Source organism: Rhizobium sp. PvP014 (assembly GCF_017876855.1).
Classification (GTDB): Bacteria; Pseudomonadota; Alphaproteobacteria; order Rhizobiales; family Rhizobiaceae; genus Neorhizobium; species Neorhizobium soli.
This window is the reverse complement of record NZ_JAGIOT010000002.1, coordinates 3,520,516-3,537,412: the sequence shown is the minus strand read 5'-3', so window position 1 is coordinate 3,537,412 and position 16,897 is coordinate 3,520,516. Positions and strand designations below refer to the sequence as shown.

At 60.3% G+C, this 16,897-nt stretch carries 14 protein-coding genes and 1 pseudogene; 3 read left to right on the top strand and 12 right to left on the bottom strand.

The features are described from left to right. Positions 1-14: 14 nt before the first annotated feature. Positions 15-593 (top strand): annotated as a pseudogene (locus tag J3A65_RS21550) (ribonuclease HII); the annotation flags it as partial. Between the two features lie 52 nt (positions 594-645). On the opposite strand, the gene J3A65_RS21545 reads toward J3A65_RS21550, so the two are convergent. The 9 genes from J3A65_RS21545 to J3A65_RS21505 form a co-directional block, all read right to left on the bottom strand. Continuing rightward, complete coding sequence (locus tag J3A65_RS21545; RefSeq protein WP_062453686.1) at positions 646-1,131, bottom strand: F0F1 ATP synthase subunit B; 486 nt, start codon at positions 1,129-1,131, stop codon at positions 646-648. A 4-nt stretch (positions 1,132-1,135) separates the two neighbouring features. Further along, positions 1,136-1,783 carry a F0F1 ATP synthase subunit B gene (locus J3A65_RS21540; RefSeq protein ID WP_209903312.1) on the bottom strand — a complete coding sequence of 216 codons (648 nt, stop codon included), beginning with the start codon at positions 1,781-1,783 and terminating at the stop codon, positions 1,136-1,138. A gap of 77 nt (positions 1,784-1,860) precedes the next feature. Next, positions 1,861-2,088 (bottom strand): F0F1 ATP synthase subunit C, encoded by a 228-nt coding sequence (locus J3A65_RS21535; RefSeq protein ID WP_037087706.1) that lies wholly within the window; start codon positions 2,086-2,088, stop codon positions 1,861-1,863. Positions 2,089-2,155: 67 nt separating this feature from the next. Then, positions 2,156-2,908, bottom strand: a complete 753-nt coding sequence (locus J3A65_RS21530) for a F0F1 ATP synthase subunit A (RefSeq protein ID WP_062453688.1) — start codon at positions 2,906-2,908, stop codon at positions 2,156-2,158. 63 nt (positions 2,909-2,971) lie between these two features. Continuing rightward, on the bottom strand, positions 2,972-3,325 hold the full coding sequence (locus J3A65_RS21525; protein ID WP_062579350.1) for an AtpZ/AtpI family protein: 354 nt from the start codon (positions 3,323-3,325) through the stop codon (positions 2,972-2,974). Between the two features lie 242 nt (positions 3,326-3,567). Beyond that, complete coding sequence (locus tag J3A65_RS21520; RefSeq protein ID WP_209903671.1) at positions 3,568-4,743, bottom strand: cell wall hydrolase; 1,176 nt, start codon at positions 4,741-4,743, stop codon at positions 3,568-3,570. A 251-nt stretch (positions 4,744-4,994) separates the two neighbouring features. Beyond that, the gene (locus J3A65_RS21515; protein ID WP_174195716.1) at positions 4,995-6,896 is read right to left on the bottom strand and encodes a potassium transporter Kup; all 1,902 of its coding nucleotides are present in this window, start codon (positions 6,894-6,896) and stop codon (positions 4,995-4,997) included. Positions 6,897-7,168: 272 nt separating this feature from the next. Next, entirely contained in the window at positions 7,169-8,335 is a 1,167-nt protein-coding gene (locus J3A65_RS21510) for an Mrp/NBP35 family ATP-binding protein (RefSeq protein ID WP_209903310.1), read from the bottom strand. A 379-nt stretch (positions 8,336-8,714) separates the two neighbouring features. After that, on the bottom strand, positions 8,715-9,449 hold the full coding sequence (locus tag J3A65_RS21505; RefSeq protein ID WP_062453693.1) for a LuxR family transcriptional regulator: 735 nt from the start codon (positions 9,447-9,449) through the stop codon (positions 8,715-8,717). 189 nt (positions 9,450-9,638) lie between these two features. Between J3A65_RS21505 and J3A65_RS21500 the strand changes: the two genes are divergently transcribed. Then, positions 9,639-10,532, top strand: a complete 894-nt coding sequence (locus tag J3A65_RS21500; protein WP_343060891.1) for an SMP-30/gluconolactonase/LRE family protein — start codon at positions 9,639-9,641, stop codon at positions 10,530-10,532. A gap of 227 nt (positions 10,533-10,759) precedes the next feature. Next, the gene (locus J3A65_RS21495; protein WP_062453695.1) at positions 10,760-11,368 is read left to right on the top strand and encodes a PRC-barrel domain-containing protein; all 609 of its coding nucleotides are present in this window, start codon (positions 10,760-10,762) and stop codon (positions 11,366-11,368) included. 91 nt (positions 11,369-11,459) lie between these two features. Here the strand turns inward: J3A65_RS21495 and J3A65_RS21490 are convergent, their stop codons facing one another. From J3A65_RS21490 to J3A65_RS21480, 3 genes are all read right to left on the bottom strand, one after another. After that, the gene (locus tag J3A65_RS21490; RefSeq protein WP_209903308.1) at positions 11,460-13,505 is read right to left on the bottom strand and encodes an NADH:flavin oxidoreductase; all 2,046 of its coding nucleotides are present in this window, start codon (positions 13,503-13,505) and stop codon (positions 11,460-11,462) included. 124 nt (positions 13,506-13,629) lie between these two features. Then, positions 13,630-14,985, bottom strand: coding sequence for an EAL domain-containing protein (locus J3A65_RS21485; RefSeq protein ID WP_062579341.1), 1,356 nt, complete (start codon positions 14,983-14,985; stop codon positions 13,630-13,632). A gap of 111 nt (positions 14,986-15,096) precedes the next feature. Then, complete coding sequence (locus tag J3A65_RS21480) at positions 15,097-16,779, bottom strand: response regulator (RefSeq protein WP_209903306.1); 1,683 nt, start codon at positions 16,777-16,779, stop codon at positions 15,097-15,099. Positions 16,780-16,897 lie beyond the last annotated feature (118 nt).

Genomic DNA, 16,897 nt, shown 5'->3' with positions numbered 1-16,897 from the left:
CTAACTGGTAATAAGGTCCCTTGGCGGGTCCGGTTGTGGCAGCCGCCGTGATTCTCGATCCCGACAACATTCCACCCGGTCTCGACGATTCCAAGAAGCTCAGCCTGAAGCAGCGGGAAGCGCTGTTTGCGATGATCATGGCGACGGCGCATGTGTCGATTGCATCATCAGGTCCACGCCTCATCGACGAGCGCAACATCCTGCGCGCCAGTCTCGACGCCATGCGGCGTGCGGTGATCGGGTTGAATATCAAGCCGGCCTATCTTCTCACCGACGGCCGCGACATGCCTCCTGGGCTCGGGTGCCCCGGCAAAGCGGTGATCAAGGGCGATAGCCGTTCTGTGTCGATTGCCGCCGCCTCGATCGTCGCCAAGGTCACCCGCGACCGGATGATGGGACGTGCCTGCACCGTGTTTCCCGCCTACGGCTTTGCCAAGCATGTCGGATACGCGACCAAGCAGCACCGCGATGGCATCACCACCCACGGCCCGTGCTCGCTCCACCGGATGAGCTTTCGTCCGATGCGGAAGGATGCTGCGCCTGAGGACGAGCTCGCGGATCTCCAGGGTCCGGACATCACCCTTACCCCATAACGAAAAAGGCCGAGCTTTCGCCCGGCCTTTGTCCAAGTCCTGTGTCCGAAGATTAGTTCAGACGTGTCTGCACAGTACCGACGGCATCCCTGAACAGGGCTTCCTGCGTTGCGGCGTCTGCCTTGCGGGCGATGACGCTTTCGGCGGCAGCGATGGCGAGGTCGACGGCTGCGGCGCGAACGGCACTGACGGCATCGGCTTCAGCCTGCTTGATCTTCTGCTCGGAGACCGCGTTGCGGCGGGCGACGAATTCTTCCGTCTTCTGGCGGGCTTCTTCCGTCAGGGCAGCGGCTTCGCGTTCGGCTGATGCCACGATGCTGGCTGCATCGGCTTCGGCCTGCTTGCGCTTCTTCTGGTATTCAGCCAGCAGCGCCTGGGCTTCTTCGCGAAGCTTCTTGGCTTCGTCCAGTTCGCTGCGGATGTTGGCGGCGCGTTCGTCGAGCGACTTTGCCATCATGCCCGGCACCTTGATGTAGATCAGGATGCCGAGAAAAATGACGAGACCGACGAGTGCGAAAAATGTTGCGTCGAATGCCATGCGATCAGGCCCCCGTCTTGGCGGCCGCGACGGCAGCCTTGATGTCATCGCCGCTTGCCTTGCCGCCGATCATGAGATCGACGATGGCGGATGCGGTTTCTTCGGCGATCTGGCCGACTTCAGCAAAAGCCTTGTCCTTGATCTCGCCGATGCGGGTTTCTGCTGCAGTGAGCTTTGCGGCCAGTTCGGCTTCGATGGCGCTGCGGTCGGCAGCAGCCTTGGTCTTGGCGGCTTCGCGGGCCGCTTCGGCAATGCCGTGCGACTTGGCGCGGGCAGCAGCCAGTTCCTTTTCATAGGTCTCGACGGCAGCGTCAGCTTCCGCCTTGGCGCGACCGGCTTCTTCGAGATCCTTGGCGATACGATCGTGACGATCCTCGATGATCCCGCCGACGCGCGGAACGATCACCTTCTTCATGAGAAGGTAGAAGAGACCGAACGTGATGACGAGCCAGAGAAGCTGCGAAGCGAAATGGGATGAGTCGAGCGGCGGAAACGCGCCACTGTGCTCAGTGTCGTGGGCGACACCGGTTTCGGTATGCACTTCGCCAGCCGGAGCAGCATGCGGTTCGGCCGCCGGTGCGGCGCCCGGTGCTGCAGGCGTTTCAGGAGCGGCCGGCGCGGTCTGCGCATATGCCGAAGTCACGAACATCATCACCTCCGGGTGAATTCCAAATGCGAAGGATCACGGTGCGCTTTGAAACGACCGTGATCCGAAGTCCAGGTCCGGTATTAGACCACGAACAGGAGAAGGAGAGCTACGAGCAGCGAAAAGATGCCCAGAGCTTCCGTAACGGCGAAACCGAATACCAGACGGCCGAACTGGCTGTCAGCGGCAGACGGGTTGCGCAGGGCGCCCGACAGGTAGCTGCCGAAGATGTTGCCGAGGCCGAGGGCCGTGCCGGCCATGCCAAAGCAAGCCAGACCTGCGCCGATGAACTTTGCTGCTTCCGCTTCCATGATGAACTCCTTGAATGGGTTTGCGGCTGATGACTGACGCCTCAGGACGCCAATTTGGTAGTTATTCTTAGTGCCCGCCGGGATGGACCGCGTCGTTCAGGTACATGCATGTGAGTACCGCGAAGACATAGGCCTGGAGGAAGGCAACGAGGAATTCGAGACCGGTCAGGGCGACCGTCATGGCGAGCGGCAGGATAGCGCCGCCGATGCCGAGTGCGCCGAGTGCTCCAAGCGAGCTGACAAAGCCCGCGAACACTTTCAGCGTGATGTGGCCGGCCAGCATGTTCGCGAAAAGACGAACGGAGAGCGAAATCGGCCGGGACAGGAAGGAGATGACTTCGATGACGACGACCAGCGGCAGAAGAGCGCCGGGTACACCGCTTGGCACGAACAGCTGAAGGAAGCCGAGGCCGTGCTTGTAGAAGCCGTAGACGATGACCGTGCCAACCACCAGCAGAGCCAGTGCGAAGGTGACGATGATCTGGCTGGTGACGGTAAAGAAGTACGGGAACATCCCGAGCAGGTTCGCGGTCAAGACGAACATGAACAGCGAGAAGACCAGCGGGAAGAACTTCATGCCATGGCTGCCGGCGCCTTCGCGCAGCATGTTGGCAATGAACTGGTAGGACATTTCGGCGACCGACTGCGCGCGGCCCGGGATCAGGCTGCGGGCGGACGATGCGAAATACAGGAAGCCGGCTGCGCAGGCGACCGTAGCAGTCATGAACAGCGATGCATTGGTAAAGGATAGGTCGATACCGCCGATCTCGATCGGGACGATCTTGCTGATCTGGAACTGATGGATCGGATCGTTTGCCACCGCTTACCCTCTTTCATATGCCGCCATGCCGGCGGCTCAATTCGTGTTGCGAAACCGAGCCTGTTAGTGCCCTGCCCCGTCCCCGCTGCCTTTTTTCCGCAAGGGCGGCGGCTCGGCCACCTTGCCCACGGATCGAAGCACGTTCAGAACACCGGCGCAGAAACCAAGAAGGAGAAGAATGATCATCCCCCACGGCGACGTGCCGGCATAGTAATCCAGTCCATAGCCCAGAATGGCGCCCACTGCGACAGCCGAGATGAATTCGGAGGAAATCTTGAAGCCGAGGGCCATGCCCTTTCGACTTTCTTCAGATTGCGCTTCCCGCTTCGCCTCTACCGCGTCACCAGCCTTCCGATCCGCCAATTGTGCGGACAGACGCTTTCGGCGTTCTTCCAGACCATCCTCGCGGTTGTCCATCCTCACGTCCTCCCATCCGCCCTTGTTCGGAGCGGACCAACCGCAACAGCAGCCAGCGGGGTTTCGCGCCTTCCGGCCCGCTTCTAAGTCGCGCGCAACATAGTTTTGAGAGGACTTATAGTCAAGGCGGTGCCGGTCCTTGATTCGGGGGAAATTAACGCTTCGATTTCAAGCGGTTATCGCTGAATTCCCGGCAACATGGCAAAACCTTCGCGGGAATATTCACAGATCGGCCGGGTTTATCAGCTCCAACCACCACCATAGGTACGGTAAAACACGTGCAGACCGATGCGTCCGACCTTTTTCATGGTCTTTGCCCAGTTCGGACGGACATAGACCGCGTGGTAGTGAGTGGCCGAGCCGACTTCCGGCAACCAGATCTTGCCGGCGGTCACCGCCATCGCAACTTCCTGGGCTGTTTCGAAATGATCCGGCGCGCGGATTCGGTCTGGAATGTTGTCGCAGGCGAAGGAGAACTGGCAGCGGTTGCGCCAGTCTTCGTTCTGATAGACGACGTCGCAGATGCTTTTCGGATAGTGCGGATTGCGGACGCGGTTGAGAATAACCTGTGCGACCGCGGCCTGGCCACGCACTTCTTCTCCGCGCGCTTCAAAATAGATTCCGGCGGCCAGGCATTGCTGCTGCTTGGGCGAAAACGATTCTTCCGGCAGCGCCGTTGCTGCCCAGGCGTGGTCTTCCGGGCCGATCGGCGGAATGAAGCGGCCGGTTTCGGGCTTTGCGCCGAGGATCGCATCGAAGGGTGACTTGCGTGAGAAGTCGGGCTTGGCCGGTGCATAGGCGGTTGCCAGCACATCGGCCTTTTCGTTGGTGATGAGATCGGCGAGCATCGAAGGAAGACCGGGCTCCTTGACCTCGTCCTTGCGGAAATAGAATTCGGCGAGCTCGACCGGCTGGTCGTCGGCTTCGGCTTTGACGAAGGCGGTCATTTCATCGCTGGCATCCACAGGCGTGGTCAGCGAGCTGGAACGCTCGAGGATCGACCCGGCCGAAAAGGCCTTCGGCGGCTGCATCTGTTCGACGGCTACGATCCGGCTCTTCTTTTCCGCGCGGTTGACGCGGTCTTCGTCCGGCGTGTCCTCACCTGACTTCTCGTTACCGGTGAATGCCACGCGGCGACCGTCGGGCAGCGTCATGCCGGCATCGCCGCCGAGCACGGAACCGCCACCCGGAAAGGCAAGCGATGCGTTATGAAGGGAGCCGGCCGGCGAGTTGGTCATGACCATGCGCCACTGGTCGCGGCCGCGGTCGATGCCGGAGAGGAGATCGGTGAGATCGCCTTGTGCGGGAACGGCTGGAAACACCAGCCAGGCAGCAAGTCCAAGGACGCCAGGCGCCAGCCAGATATCGCGGCGCGACAGGGCGCGGTGCAAAAGAGACTTCGTCCGAGCCGCCGGCATGGCCACTTTAGAGGACTTTCGACGCTGTACGGTCTTCGAACGCAAAACCGGCTACTCCACAAGGCAGGTCAACCAGGGACCTCAATGACTGATCGATGGGTCAAACATCAATCATTAACCTTGATGAGCAGTTAACGCTTATAGACAGAATCCGTTGTAACGCTGGGATTTGGGCATTTTCACTTAAACGTCAGAGGCTCGTGTCCGAAATGCCACGCGGGTTTTGGGCGACCTCTCCGTCACCCTTTCCGTCAGATGATGACGTGCGAACCCAGTTCGACGACGCGGTTGGCCGGCAGGTGGAAATAGTCGGACGGATCGGTTGCGGCATTGGCGAGCGCGATAAACAGCCGGTCCTGCCACATGGGCATGCCGGAGGCTGCGTCCGGTACCAGCTTGCGTCGGCCGAGATAGAACGACGTCGACATGATATCGAACTTGAAGCCGGTCTTTCTCAGATAGGCAAGCGACTGCGAGACATTGTGCGATTGCATGAATCCGAAGCGCAGTTCGATGACCGTGAACCGATCCGACAGCTTCTCGACCCGGTAGCGATCCTCGATCGATACGCGCGGCTTGTTGACCGTGATGATGGTCAGGATGACGTTCTTCGCATGCAGGACGTGATTGTGCTTGATGTTGTGCAGCAAGGCCGCCGGTGCTGTCTGCGGATCACCGGTCAGGAAGATGGCGACGCCTGGCACGGACACCGGAGCATGATCGCTTTTCTTTTCCACCATGGGAATAAAGGTCTGCAGCGGCACATCGATGCGGCGGGTCTTTTCAAACAGGATCGCAGCACCCCGCTTCCAGGTCCACATGACGACGGTAAAGCCGATCGCCATCATGACCGGCACCCAGCCGCCATCATGAATCTTCAAAAGATTGGCGCCCAGGAAAACGAATTCGAGCAGCAGAAGCGGCGCGAGCACAAGGGTTGCCAGCACACGCGGCCAGCGCCATCTCAGCCGAACGAACTCGAACGCCATCAGCGTCGTCACCACCATGGCGCCGGTCACCGAGATTCCGTAGGCGGTGGCCAGAGCATCGGAGCTCTCGAAACCAAGAACCAGCGCGATGACGCCGACCAGAAGCAGCGTGTTGACGCCCGGCAGAAAGATCTGGCCGGTATTGGTTTCCGAGGTGAACAGGATCTGCATGCGCGGCAGATAGCCGAGATGGATCGCCTGGCGCACCAGCGAGAAGGCGCCGGTAATGACAGCCTGGCTTGCGATGATGGTGGCGCAGGTGGCGAGAATGATGACCGGAACGAGCGCCCATTGCGGGAACATCAAATAGAACGGATCGCTCATCGCTTCGGGATGGCTCAGCACCATGGCGCCCTGACCGAGATAATTCAGCGTCAGCGCCGGAAAGACCAAGACGAACCAAGCCCACTGGATGGGACGGCGACCGAAATGGCCGAGATCTGCATAAAGCGCTTCCGCACCTGTCACCGTCAGGAAGACGGCGCCGAGAACGACGACGCCGGCAAAGCCTTCTTCGCTCATGAACTGGAAGGCATGCAATGGATTGAAGGCGGCAAGAATACTAAGGTCGTCGAAAATATGCACCAGGCCGATGCCGCCCATCACGAGAAACCAGACGGCGGTGATCGGTCCGAAGAACTTCGCCACCATGCCGGTGCCCTTCGACTGGATGGCAAACAGCGCAACCAGGATGGCAATCGAAATCGGCAGAACGGCGCTTTCGAAATGCGGTGATACGTATTTCAGGCCTTCCACCGCAGACAGGACCGACAGCGCCGGCGTGATCATCGCATCGCCTAGAAACAGCGCGGCGCCGATCAGCCCGAGCAGCATCAGGACAGCCCGATGGCCGCACGCTCCTTTGGTCATGAGCGCCAGAAGCGACAGCGTGCCACCCTCTCCATCGTTATCGGCGCGCAGCAGGAAGAGAACGTATTTGAAGGTGACAATGATGGTCAGCGTCCAGATCATCAGCGAGATGAGGCTGATGATTTCCATCTGCGTGACGCCGTCATGGGCGACGGGCTTCAACGCCTCGCGAAAGGCATAGAGCGGGCTCGTGCCGATATCGCCATAGACGACACCGACAGAGCCGAGCGCAAGCGCGAACAGCCCATGTCCTTTGGTTTTCTCGGCGGCACTGTGTTCTGCTGGGTGGCCCATTCGGCATCTGGCGTTCGAGCCAGCCTTTCAACGGAAAAATGCGGATACTTCGCTCCGCCCGCGAAGAGCAAGGAAGCGCCCTCCGGCGGGAGGCGCCTATAAAGACAGCAATTGCACAAGGCAAGGGCTGCAACTGCATGCTTTCACTATCGCCGCAGACGTCTAGCGGCGATGTTTAACAATTTCGAAACGAAAAGAGAGGCGATTTCAGAGTATTGACCGCCACTGACCGTGTATTCCTGCCCGGGAGACCGTCCAAACTCGAATAGGTTCTATTCGAAAACGATGGCAGGCGCATTGCGCAGCGGCTTGCCCTTAATCTCTGCCCAGGCCTTGGATGCGATCTCCCGATAAACGGCGGCGGATGCACTGTCCGGGTCGGAAACGACGACCGGCGTGCCCGCGTCGGAGCGTTCGCGGATGTCCATCGTCAAAGGGATTTCGCCGAGGAAGGGAACGCCGATGCGCTCGGCTTCCGACTTTGCGCCACCATGGCCGAAGATGTCGTAGCGGGTGCCCGTATCGGGAGCGAGGAAGTAGCTCATGTTCTCGATGATGCCGAGGATTGGTATCTCGACCTTGCCGAACATGGCGATGGCCTTGCGGGCGTCGATCAGGGCGAGATCCTGCGGGGTCGAGACGATCACGGCACCGGCGAGTGGCACCTGCTGGGCGAGCGTGAGCTGCACGTCGCCAGTTCCAGGCGGCATGTCGATCACGAGAATATCGAGCTCGCCCCAGCCGACTTCGCGCAGCATCTGCAGCAGTGCCGACTGGATCATCGGGCCGCGCCAGATCATCGCGGTGCCCTCCTCGACCAGAAAGCCGATCGACATCGCCTTCAGACCATAGTTCTGCATCGGGGCGATCTTCCGGTCTTCAAGCTGCTGCGGCTTGCCGGAGATGTTGAGGAGACGCGGGATGGACGGGCCGTAGATGTCAGCATCGAGAATGCCGACCTTGAGACCGTTGGCCTGGAAACCCAGCGCCAGATTGACTGCTGTCGTCGACTTGCCGACGCCGCCCTTGCCGGACGCTACCGCGATGATGGCACCCACGCCCGGAACGCCGGCTTTCGGTGCGGGCTGTCTCGGCCCGGGTGTGGCGGGGGGGTGCGGATGCGCGTGACCGGCGGCAGGCGCTTGCGGCTTTGGCGGAGGTGCCGTCTTGGCAGGTGCCGTTCCAGCTCTGCGATCGGCCGTCAGCGTAACCAGCGCGCCGTTGACGCCCTGCATCGCGGCGACCGTCCGTTCGGCGGCCATGCGCAGCGGCTCGAGTTCGGTTGCGCGATCGGCCGGCACGGTAATCGAGAAATAGACCTTCTTGTCGGAGATAAAGACATCGGAGACCATTCCGCGAGAGACGATATCACCCTCGAGGTCGGGTCCACGAACCTTCGCGAGAACCGCCAGAACCTGTTCCTTGGTGACGTCGGACATTGCCTGCTCCTGATAGCGATCTCGACACAAACTGCCCGCGCCGGATCCAAGGCTTATATAGGAAGTGTCACCGGTCTCGAGCAAGACGCTTCGTTGAAACGCCCCACGTCAGAAAAAAGAAAGCCGCTACCCGGATGGCAGCCAGACGGCGCCCCGAATAGCGGCTTGTTTTTATCGCGCCTCTTGGGACGCTTTCAGCCCCCTCTGGACCTGCCTGTAAACAAGCACGAACCATGCCAGACCGTAATGCGGATGTTTACGTAGTCGAAACAGGGTGTTAGGGACAGGCAACTGGAGAGCGTTGGGAATTTGCCCAGTGAACGATCAATTGACCGCGTAGAAAACAGAGGCGTTGATCAAATAATGATCGCCGGCATCGTTACTTGATGATGCCGGATCTCAACGCCTTGGCAACCGCCTGGGTGCGGTTGACGGTGTCGAGCTTGCGGGCCGTGCGGTTGAGATAATGGTTTACGGTGTGCTCGGAGAGTCCAAGGATTTCGGCAATTTCCGCGCTGGTCTTACCCGCAGCCGTCCAGTTCAGGCAATCGACTTCGCGTTCGGTCAGGACATCGTTGGTCTTGACGTCGAGGCTGCGGATCTGCGCCAGCTGTTCATAGACGTGAACCGAGAGATAATGCAGTTCCATCATCTGCTGCTGGTCAAATGTCTTGCCCGTACCGCCGAAGCAAACGGCGCCGCGATTGCCGAGCCGGTCATGGACGGGGAAACAGGCGCCGCGCTGGATGCCGAACCCGGAAAAGATCTGCGTGACCTCGTCGCTCGAATTGATCACGCCGCGATCGCTCGAGAGATCGAAGACGAAGGGCGTCGTGAACTTGCGCAGATGTGCAAGGCCGGAGCTGGTCTGCATCAGACCGCTTTTGTCGAACTGCGACATCAGCTCTGCCGGCCAATTGGTAACGACGGTATTTTCGGACAGTTCGCGCGACGTGATCGACGGAAGGTTGAGAACCATGAAGGTGCGACAGTTATAATACTGCGTCACTCGCTTCAGGAACCGGATGACATCAAACTGGGTCTGCAGGGTGGCGATTTCGGCGACACTGCCGTCGAGAAAGGACATCTCTTCGGCTTTTTCGGTCTTAGACATATACTGCTTCTTGCTCCGGCCAGACCTTACGCACGCAAACGTCACCACGTGATGGTGATAGGTTCTCGCATTTGCGAATCTTGTCGCATGGTTTCAGGAATTTGTCAGGGAAAATCTGATGACGCGGCTAGCCATCGCGCCGGTTCGCGTTAATTCTGCAACGAACAGAAGCTTCTGCGGAGGATGCCCGTGACCACAGCCGATTTTGTCTCTCACCCGTTCCAGGGTAGCGTATTGTCCTCGACGCCTTGTGAACTTGGCGAAGGAGCCAGCTTTGATGCGGACACCGGGACGATCTGGTGGTTCAGCATTCTCGAAAAGCAGCTTCGCTCGCTCGACATCAACACCGGCAAAGAATCTGTGCAGATCCTCCCCATAATGGGAAGCGTTCTCGTGCCGGTCGACGCCGAGCGGCAGCTGATCGCCTCCGATCAAGGGCTCTTCATACGGGATCGCGCTACCGGCGAACTGACCCTGCACTGCGACCTCGAGAAGGACAAGCCGGACAACCGCTCCAACGACGGCCGGCTGCACCCTTCCGGTGCGCTGTGGATCGGCACGATGGGGCGCACCGCTGCGGAGGGCGCGGGTGCGATCTATCATGTCGTGGGCGGCAAGGTCACGACGCTGTTTGACAAGATGAGCATTCCGAATGCGATCTGCTTTTCGCCGGACGGAAGCACCGGCTATTATGTCGACACGCGCATCAACCACCTCATGCGTGTCGACCTTGATCCATTGACCGGACTCCCGACGTCAAAACCCACCCTCTTCATCGATGGCAGCGGCAGCCCCGGTGGAATGGATGGCGCGATCTGCGATCAGGACGGCACGATCTGGAACGCCCGCTGGGGTGAAGGTGCGGTCGACCATTATGGTCTGGACGGTGTCCTTCTCGCGCGTTTCGAAGTGCCCGCCAAGAGAACGACCTGCCCAGTCGTGATCGGAAATGGGCGCTTGGCTGTCACATCAGCCTGGGAGGGAATGGACCAGGACGCCCGAACCTCCGATCCGCTGGCGGGAGCGTTGTTCGAACTCGCCGTTCCAGTCACGCTTGGTCGGGAACCCCGATATTCGGCCTGACTTTAAGAATCTATATTTTCGCTGATGAGGCCCCCAACCCGCCAAGTGCTGAAATGTTCCGCAGTTTCTGCCTAATAAAACGGCATGGAAATGCGGAACCAAACCGGCGTTTCGGCCATTTCCCTACCGAAGCCAAGCAGAACGAACGCGTCCTTCTTGGTCGAGACGGCCCTTCAATCCGAGAAGCCGTCCTTCACGACGAATTAGATGGAAAAGGTAGGAACACGATGAAAAAGACTCTCAGCACGATCGCCGCAGCAGCCGTTCTCATGGCGTCCACCACACTTGCACCGGCTTTTGCCCAGACGGCACAGCCTGCTCCGGCGACACCGGCAGCACCTTCGGCACCGGCCGATACCACGACAACGACCCCGGCTGCACCAGCAGGTGGCATGGCTACCACTGCAGACGGCAATTACCTGACAGAACAGGCGACCACCCAGGTCAGCGCCAACGATTATATCGGCAAGTCGATCTACAACTCGGCTAACGAAAGCATCGGTGACGTCAACGACCTCCTGTTTGAAGAAAACGGCGGACTCGTTGCAGCAGTTGTCGGCGTCGGCGGCTTCCTCGGCATCGGCGAAAAGGATGTAGCCCTTCCGATCAGCAAGCTGACGCTCACCCGCGACGCACAGAACAACAACGAAGTGCGTCTGTCGACCACCGAAACGGCCGAAGCGCTGAAGTCTGCTCCAGAGTTCAAGACACTGGACGACAAGCAGGCAGCATCCGACACATCGACCACGTCGTCCACGATGAACCCGGCTCCGGGCACCCCGGCAGCACCGGCTGAAAATGGCGCCACAACGCCGTCGACGGCTCCTAAGAACTAATTTTTAGGGACCTGGAACGGGCTACACGCCGCGTGACAGACGATTGAATGGAAGAGGCGGCACTGATAATGCCGCCTTTTTCGTGCGCGGTTTACAAAAGCGAGCAGTATCGCAGCGCATCGTAGATTGCTGCATGGACATTGCGGCTTGCCACAGCGTCGCCGATCCTCACGAGATCGAAAGCGGCATTAGGGTTCTTCGGCAGCAGCGGTGCTTTTCTGTTAATCAGCATCGCGTAATCCACGGCGCCAAGATTGCGCGAGAGCGGCTTCAGCTCGAAATAGAGATCCGCGTTCGCGGCCGTGCCATGCTCGACCACGACCTGTGCGACACGCCTTTCCTCGACCACATCCCTTGCGTAATCGGATCCGAGGCTTGCCACCAATGCATTGCCGTCACGCCGCACCGACTTCAACCGCGTGTTGATCGTCACGCGGACACCCTTCTCGGCAAAAATCCGTGCGTAGGGGACATGGTTCATGCCCCCCATCTCAGGTGCGAAGAAGCGTTCGGGGGAGACAAGCTCGAGATCCGCGCCTGATGTGGCGATGACTTCGGCGGCACTCATACCCGGATGGCCGCCATTGTCATCGAACAGCAGAACCGGGCCTGCGGGTTTGGCAGATCCGGCGAGAATATCCCAGCTGGAGGTCAGAAGCTCTTCGCCCGCCTCAAGTTGCGGCGACTGCGGTATGCCGCCGGTCGCGACGACGACGAGATCTGGCTCGAGTTCGAGGACATCGTCGGCGCCGGCAAACACGTCGTAGCGGATCTCGACACCCAACCGCTCAAGCTCCGCCAGCCGCCAGTCGATGATGCCGATCATTTCGCGGCGGCGCGGATTGCGAACCAGAAGATTGATCTGACCACCCGCCTCCCCCGTTGCCTCGAGCACGGTGACTGCGTGGCCGCGCTCTGCCAGCACGCGGGCCGCCTCGAGCCCGGCAGGACCGGCACCGATCACGACGGCCCTTCGGACAGCTGCTGCCTTTTCGATCACATGCGGCAGCAAGGCTTCGCGCCCCGTCGCCGCATTGTGGATACAGAGAGCCTCTCCTCCCTCGTAGATGCGATCCAGACAGTAGGTCGCACCGACGCAGGGGCGAATGGTCGCCTCCTTGCCACTTGCTACCTTGTTCGCGATATGCGGATCGGCAATGTGGGCACGGGTCATGCCGACCATGTCGAGCTTACCTTCGGCGACCGCATGCCGGGCCGTTGCAACATCGGCGATACGGGCCGCATGAAAGACCGGGAATTTCATCGCCTTCCTGACATCGCCGACAAAGTCGAGATGCGGCGAGGATCGCATGCCCTGGATCGGGATCACCTCGTTCAGATCCGCATCGTGATCGATATGGCCGCGGATGACGTTCAGGAAGTCGATGCTGCCCGACGCCACCAGCCGGCGGGAGATCTCGATCCCCTCTTCGCGGGAAAAGCCCTTGTCCCAGTTCTCGTCGGCAACCAGGCGGATGCCGACGATGAAATCCGGACCGACGGATTTGCGCACCGCATCGATCACCATGGTCGAAAACCGCATGCGGTTTTCGAGCGATCCGCCGAACGCATCGTCGCGGTGGTTGGTGGCGGGCGACCAGAACTGGTCGATCAGGTGGCCATAGGCTTCGATCTCGATACCATCGAGACCCGCCGCCTGCATGCGGCTGGCGGCATCGGCATAGTCTGCAACGATGCGCTCGATATCCCAGTCCTCGATCTCCTTCGGGAAGGCGCGGTGGGCGGGTTCGCGAATGGGAGATGGCGCCAGCACAGGAAGCCAGGCGCCCTTGTTCCATCCGGTCCGGCGCCCGAGATGGGTGAGCTGGATCATCACCGCCGTGCCGTATTCATGACAGTCATCGGTGAGCTTCTTCAGCCACGGCACGATGTCGTCGCGATAGGCGTGCAGGTTGCCGAATGCGGGTGGACTGTCCTGCGAGACGATCGCGGAACCGGCGGTCATGGTGAGCGCGATGCCGCCCTTTGCCTTTTCGAGATGGTAGAGCCTGTAACGATCCTTCGGCATGCCGTCTTCGGAATAGGCCGGTTCGTGCGCCGTCGACATGAAGCGGTTCTTGAGGGTGAGATGCTTCAGCTGAAACGGCTGCAGAAGGGGATCGTTTGAAACGGACATGGTGATCTCGCAATGCGGCTTGCAAAACCACATCATCGCGCAGCGGACAGCCCCGTGCGAGCATCAGACGCGGCGCGGACTGTCCACTCCGCGCCCTCTCCTCAACGGTGGTGGAGGCGGAAGATCAGTCCCGTTCGGGGGTCATGAAGTCGCGGTGATGGGTGCTCAGATACCGCAGCGTCGAGGCCGTATCGGCGGGTCTGCCGTGGTAATAGCCCTGCCCCATGGCACAGCCCAGCGATCGCAGCATTTCCGCTTCTTCCGGCTGCTCGATGCCCTCGGCGACCACTTCCAGTTCCAGACCGTCGCACATGGCGATGATCGCCCTGACGATGTGTCCAGAGGCACGGTCCGAGGTGATGCGGGAGACGAAGGCGCGATCGATCTTGACCTTGTCGAAGGTGAAGTCGCGGAGACGTCCGAGACTGGACTGACCGGTGCCGAAATCATCGAGCGAGATGCGCGCGCCTGCCTTGCGAAGATCCGTGATGATGCGCTCTGCCGTATCGGCCGAGGTCATCACAGCAGTCTCGGTGATCTCGAATTCCAGCCGATGCGGATCGAGCCCGACGCGGGCGAGCGTCGAAAGGATGCTTTCCGTGGTCGTCGGGTCCATCAGCTGGGCGGAGGACAGATTAAAGGACAGGAACAGATCCCGCGGCCAGGACAGCGCTGCCTCGGCTGCCTTGCGCAGCAGGGTTTCCGACAGCGCATCGATGAAACCGCGCTCTTCGGCAAGCGGCACGAAGACGGCAGGCGATACGAAACCGAGATCCTTGTCGTTCCATCTCGCGAGTGCCTCGAACCCGACGACCGATCCATCGTCCAGGCGCACGATAGGCTGGAAATGGACATCCACGGCATCGCTGATGATCGCATGGCGCAGCGCCTGTTCAAGCTGCGTCGCGCGCATCATCTCCTGCGCGATTTCCTGGGAATAGACCGTGATCTGGCCGCGACCGCGGCGTTTGGACCGGTAAAGCGCGGTTTCAGCGCTCTTCAGCAGTTCCTCGAAATGCTCGCCGGCGAAGGGGTAGATGGCAAAGCCGAAGGACGCCGAGAGACGCACATTGCGATCCCCCAGATCATAGGGTGCGGAAAGAACATCCCGGATCATCTGGCCGATCCGTTCGGCACCGGTGCGCTCGAAGACGAGCGGCAGCACGAAGGCAAACTCGTCGCCGTCGTGACGAGTGACCGTTGCGCCATCCGGAATGCAGGCCTTGAGGCGATGCGCCACCTGGCAGAGGATCTCGTCGCCCGCTTCCATACCGAACAGGTCGTTGATCGGCTTGAAACCATCGAGATTGGCAATGCAAACAGTAAACGGGGCGGGATCGGCTGCACGCTCTGCGGCGAGAAGGTGAACCTTGTCGCGCATACGGTGTCGGTTTCCAAGACCCGTAAGCGGGTCGCTATAAGCCTTGGCCTGCAGCTCATGCTGACGGAGCTGCGGCAACGGGTTTTCCGCCAACGTCATAAGTTTATCCGCTTGCACCACATTTGATAGGCGACGATGCGGGACAAAGCTTAACATTTCATAGCGGAACCGTAGCGTTTCGGGATAGCCGTCCGCGCTTCCGATCCATGCTCAAGACAGCATCTGCTGCGAACCGGCAACGACGAGAAATTTCGCGAACAGGGTTTCCAGCACATCGGGACTGATCGGCTTCAGGATCACGTCGTCCATTCCCGATGCAAAGCATTCCTCGCGGTCGCGGTCGAATGCCTGGGCGAGGACGCCCACGATCGGTGTCGACGCTTGCCCTTCTTCCTCGAGCGTGCGGATCGCCCGCGCTGCCTCGAAGCCGTTCAGGGTCGGCAGAGTGACATCCATCAGCACCAGCGAGGGACGAAGCTCGTGCCACATCCTGACCACCTCTTCTCCATCGACCGCAATCGCATAGCGGTACCCGAGGCTTTCGAGGATTTGCGAGAACACGATCTGGTTCACCTCGTTATCTTCAGCAACAAGGATATCGACGCAGGGCTGAGGGTCATCGGGCAGGATCTGCCAGTTGTCTTCTTCGTCCTGTTCGACAGGTCCACGCAACTTGGTCAGTTCGCGGCTGAGGGTGGGAACGAGATGCTCTTCGAGAGCCGCAGCATCGAAGGCCACGACCTGTTTGTCGTAATTTGAGCCGATGGCGCGGCAGGCGGATGCCAGATCGCGATCCGCGACGATGAGATCGACCCTGACCGCGGCGTTGGACACGAGTTCGAGGCAAAGCGCCAGTTCGTGTTCATCAACGACCGAGGATGCCTCGACCTGAAAATCCGAAAGGATCGCCTTCGCGGTTCCGGTGAAAAGCGGGTCGCTCGAGACGATCAGGATCTGGCTGCCGGCGATATCGGGATCCGCGCCCTGCAAAGCGTCCCGCATCTTGCTCTTGCGATGCAGCTTGGCGGAAAACAGATTGGGGTCGTCGAACAGGCGGATAAAGCCACGCCCGTCCTCTTCCACCTCCACCATTCGGGAAATGTCCTGCATGACGGTGACAAGATAGTACCGGCCCGGTTTGCCGATCCGGTACTTGTTGGCGACGATCACCATCTGCGAGCCATCCGGACGCGTCAGACGCTCCGGGAGCTGGATCTCCTCGCCGTCTTCCACCACCCGGCGGTTGATACCGTCGAGCCGCTGGGCCAAGGCCGGAGCATGGATGTCGGTCCCCGTGCAGCCGAGCAGCGCTTCGGCGGGGAGATCGTGAAAGCGGCAGGCAGCCTTGTTGACGGCGACGAAGGCGAGATTGGTGTCCTTGACCATGACCGGGAACGGCAGGTTGTCGAGGATATCCTCGGTCAACTGCACGCGCTCCATGTCGGCGCGCCACTGCTCTTCGCGCTTGCGCTGTTCGGACACGTCCCGGAGGATGCAGACGCCGTAGCCCGACGGCAGGCGCCGTTTGGCAAGACTGATCCAGCGATCGGCACCACGGCGCATCAGCGCCTCGTGCCGCTCCTTCCAGAGCGTGGCAATATTGTCGGAAATCCAGTCGTCGCGGCTGAGCAATCGTTTTGTGCCGCCGGTCTCGGACATGAACCGTCGGCCGCCGTCATAGATGGCACCAAGGAGATCGCGCAGCCGTGTACCGGGTGCAAGGACGCTGTCAGGAATGCCGAGAAGGATGGTCAGTTGTTGACCGGCAAAGATCAACAGGTCGTTCTTGTCGTAGACGACAAGGCCGCCTGAGTGCCCACCCGAGATCGCCTCGGAAATCACTTCCATCATCGCAGTCTGAATGTCCGCGTCCGCCGACGCCAAATCATTCATGTGACAAAACCCCCTGTGTGTTCACAGACTCGGCCAATCGCCGGCACCATGCGGTGCAATCCGTCTCAATTAATCAAGTCGGGTAAGACACATGCTGGCTTCAAGTCCTCGAACAAAG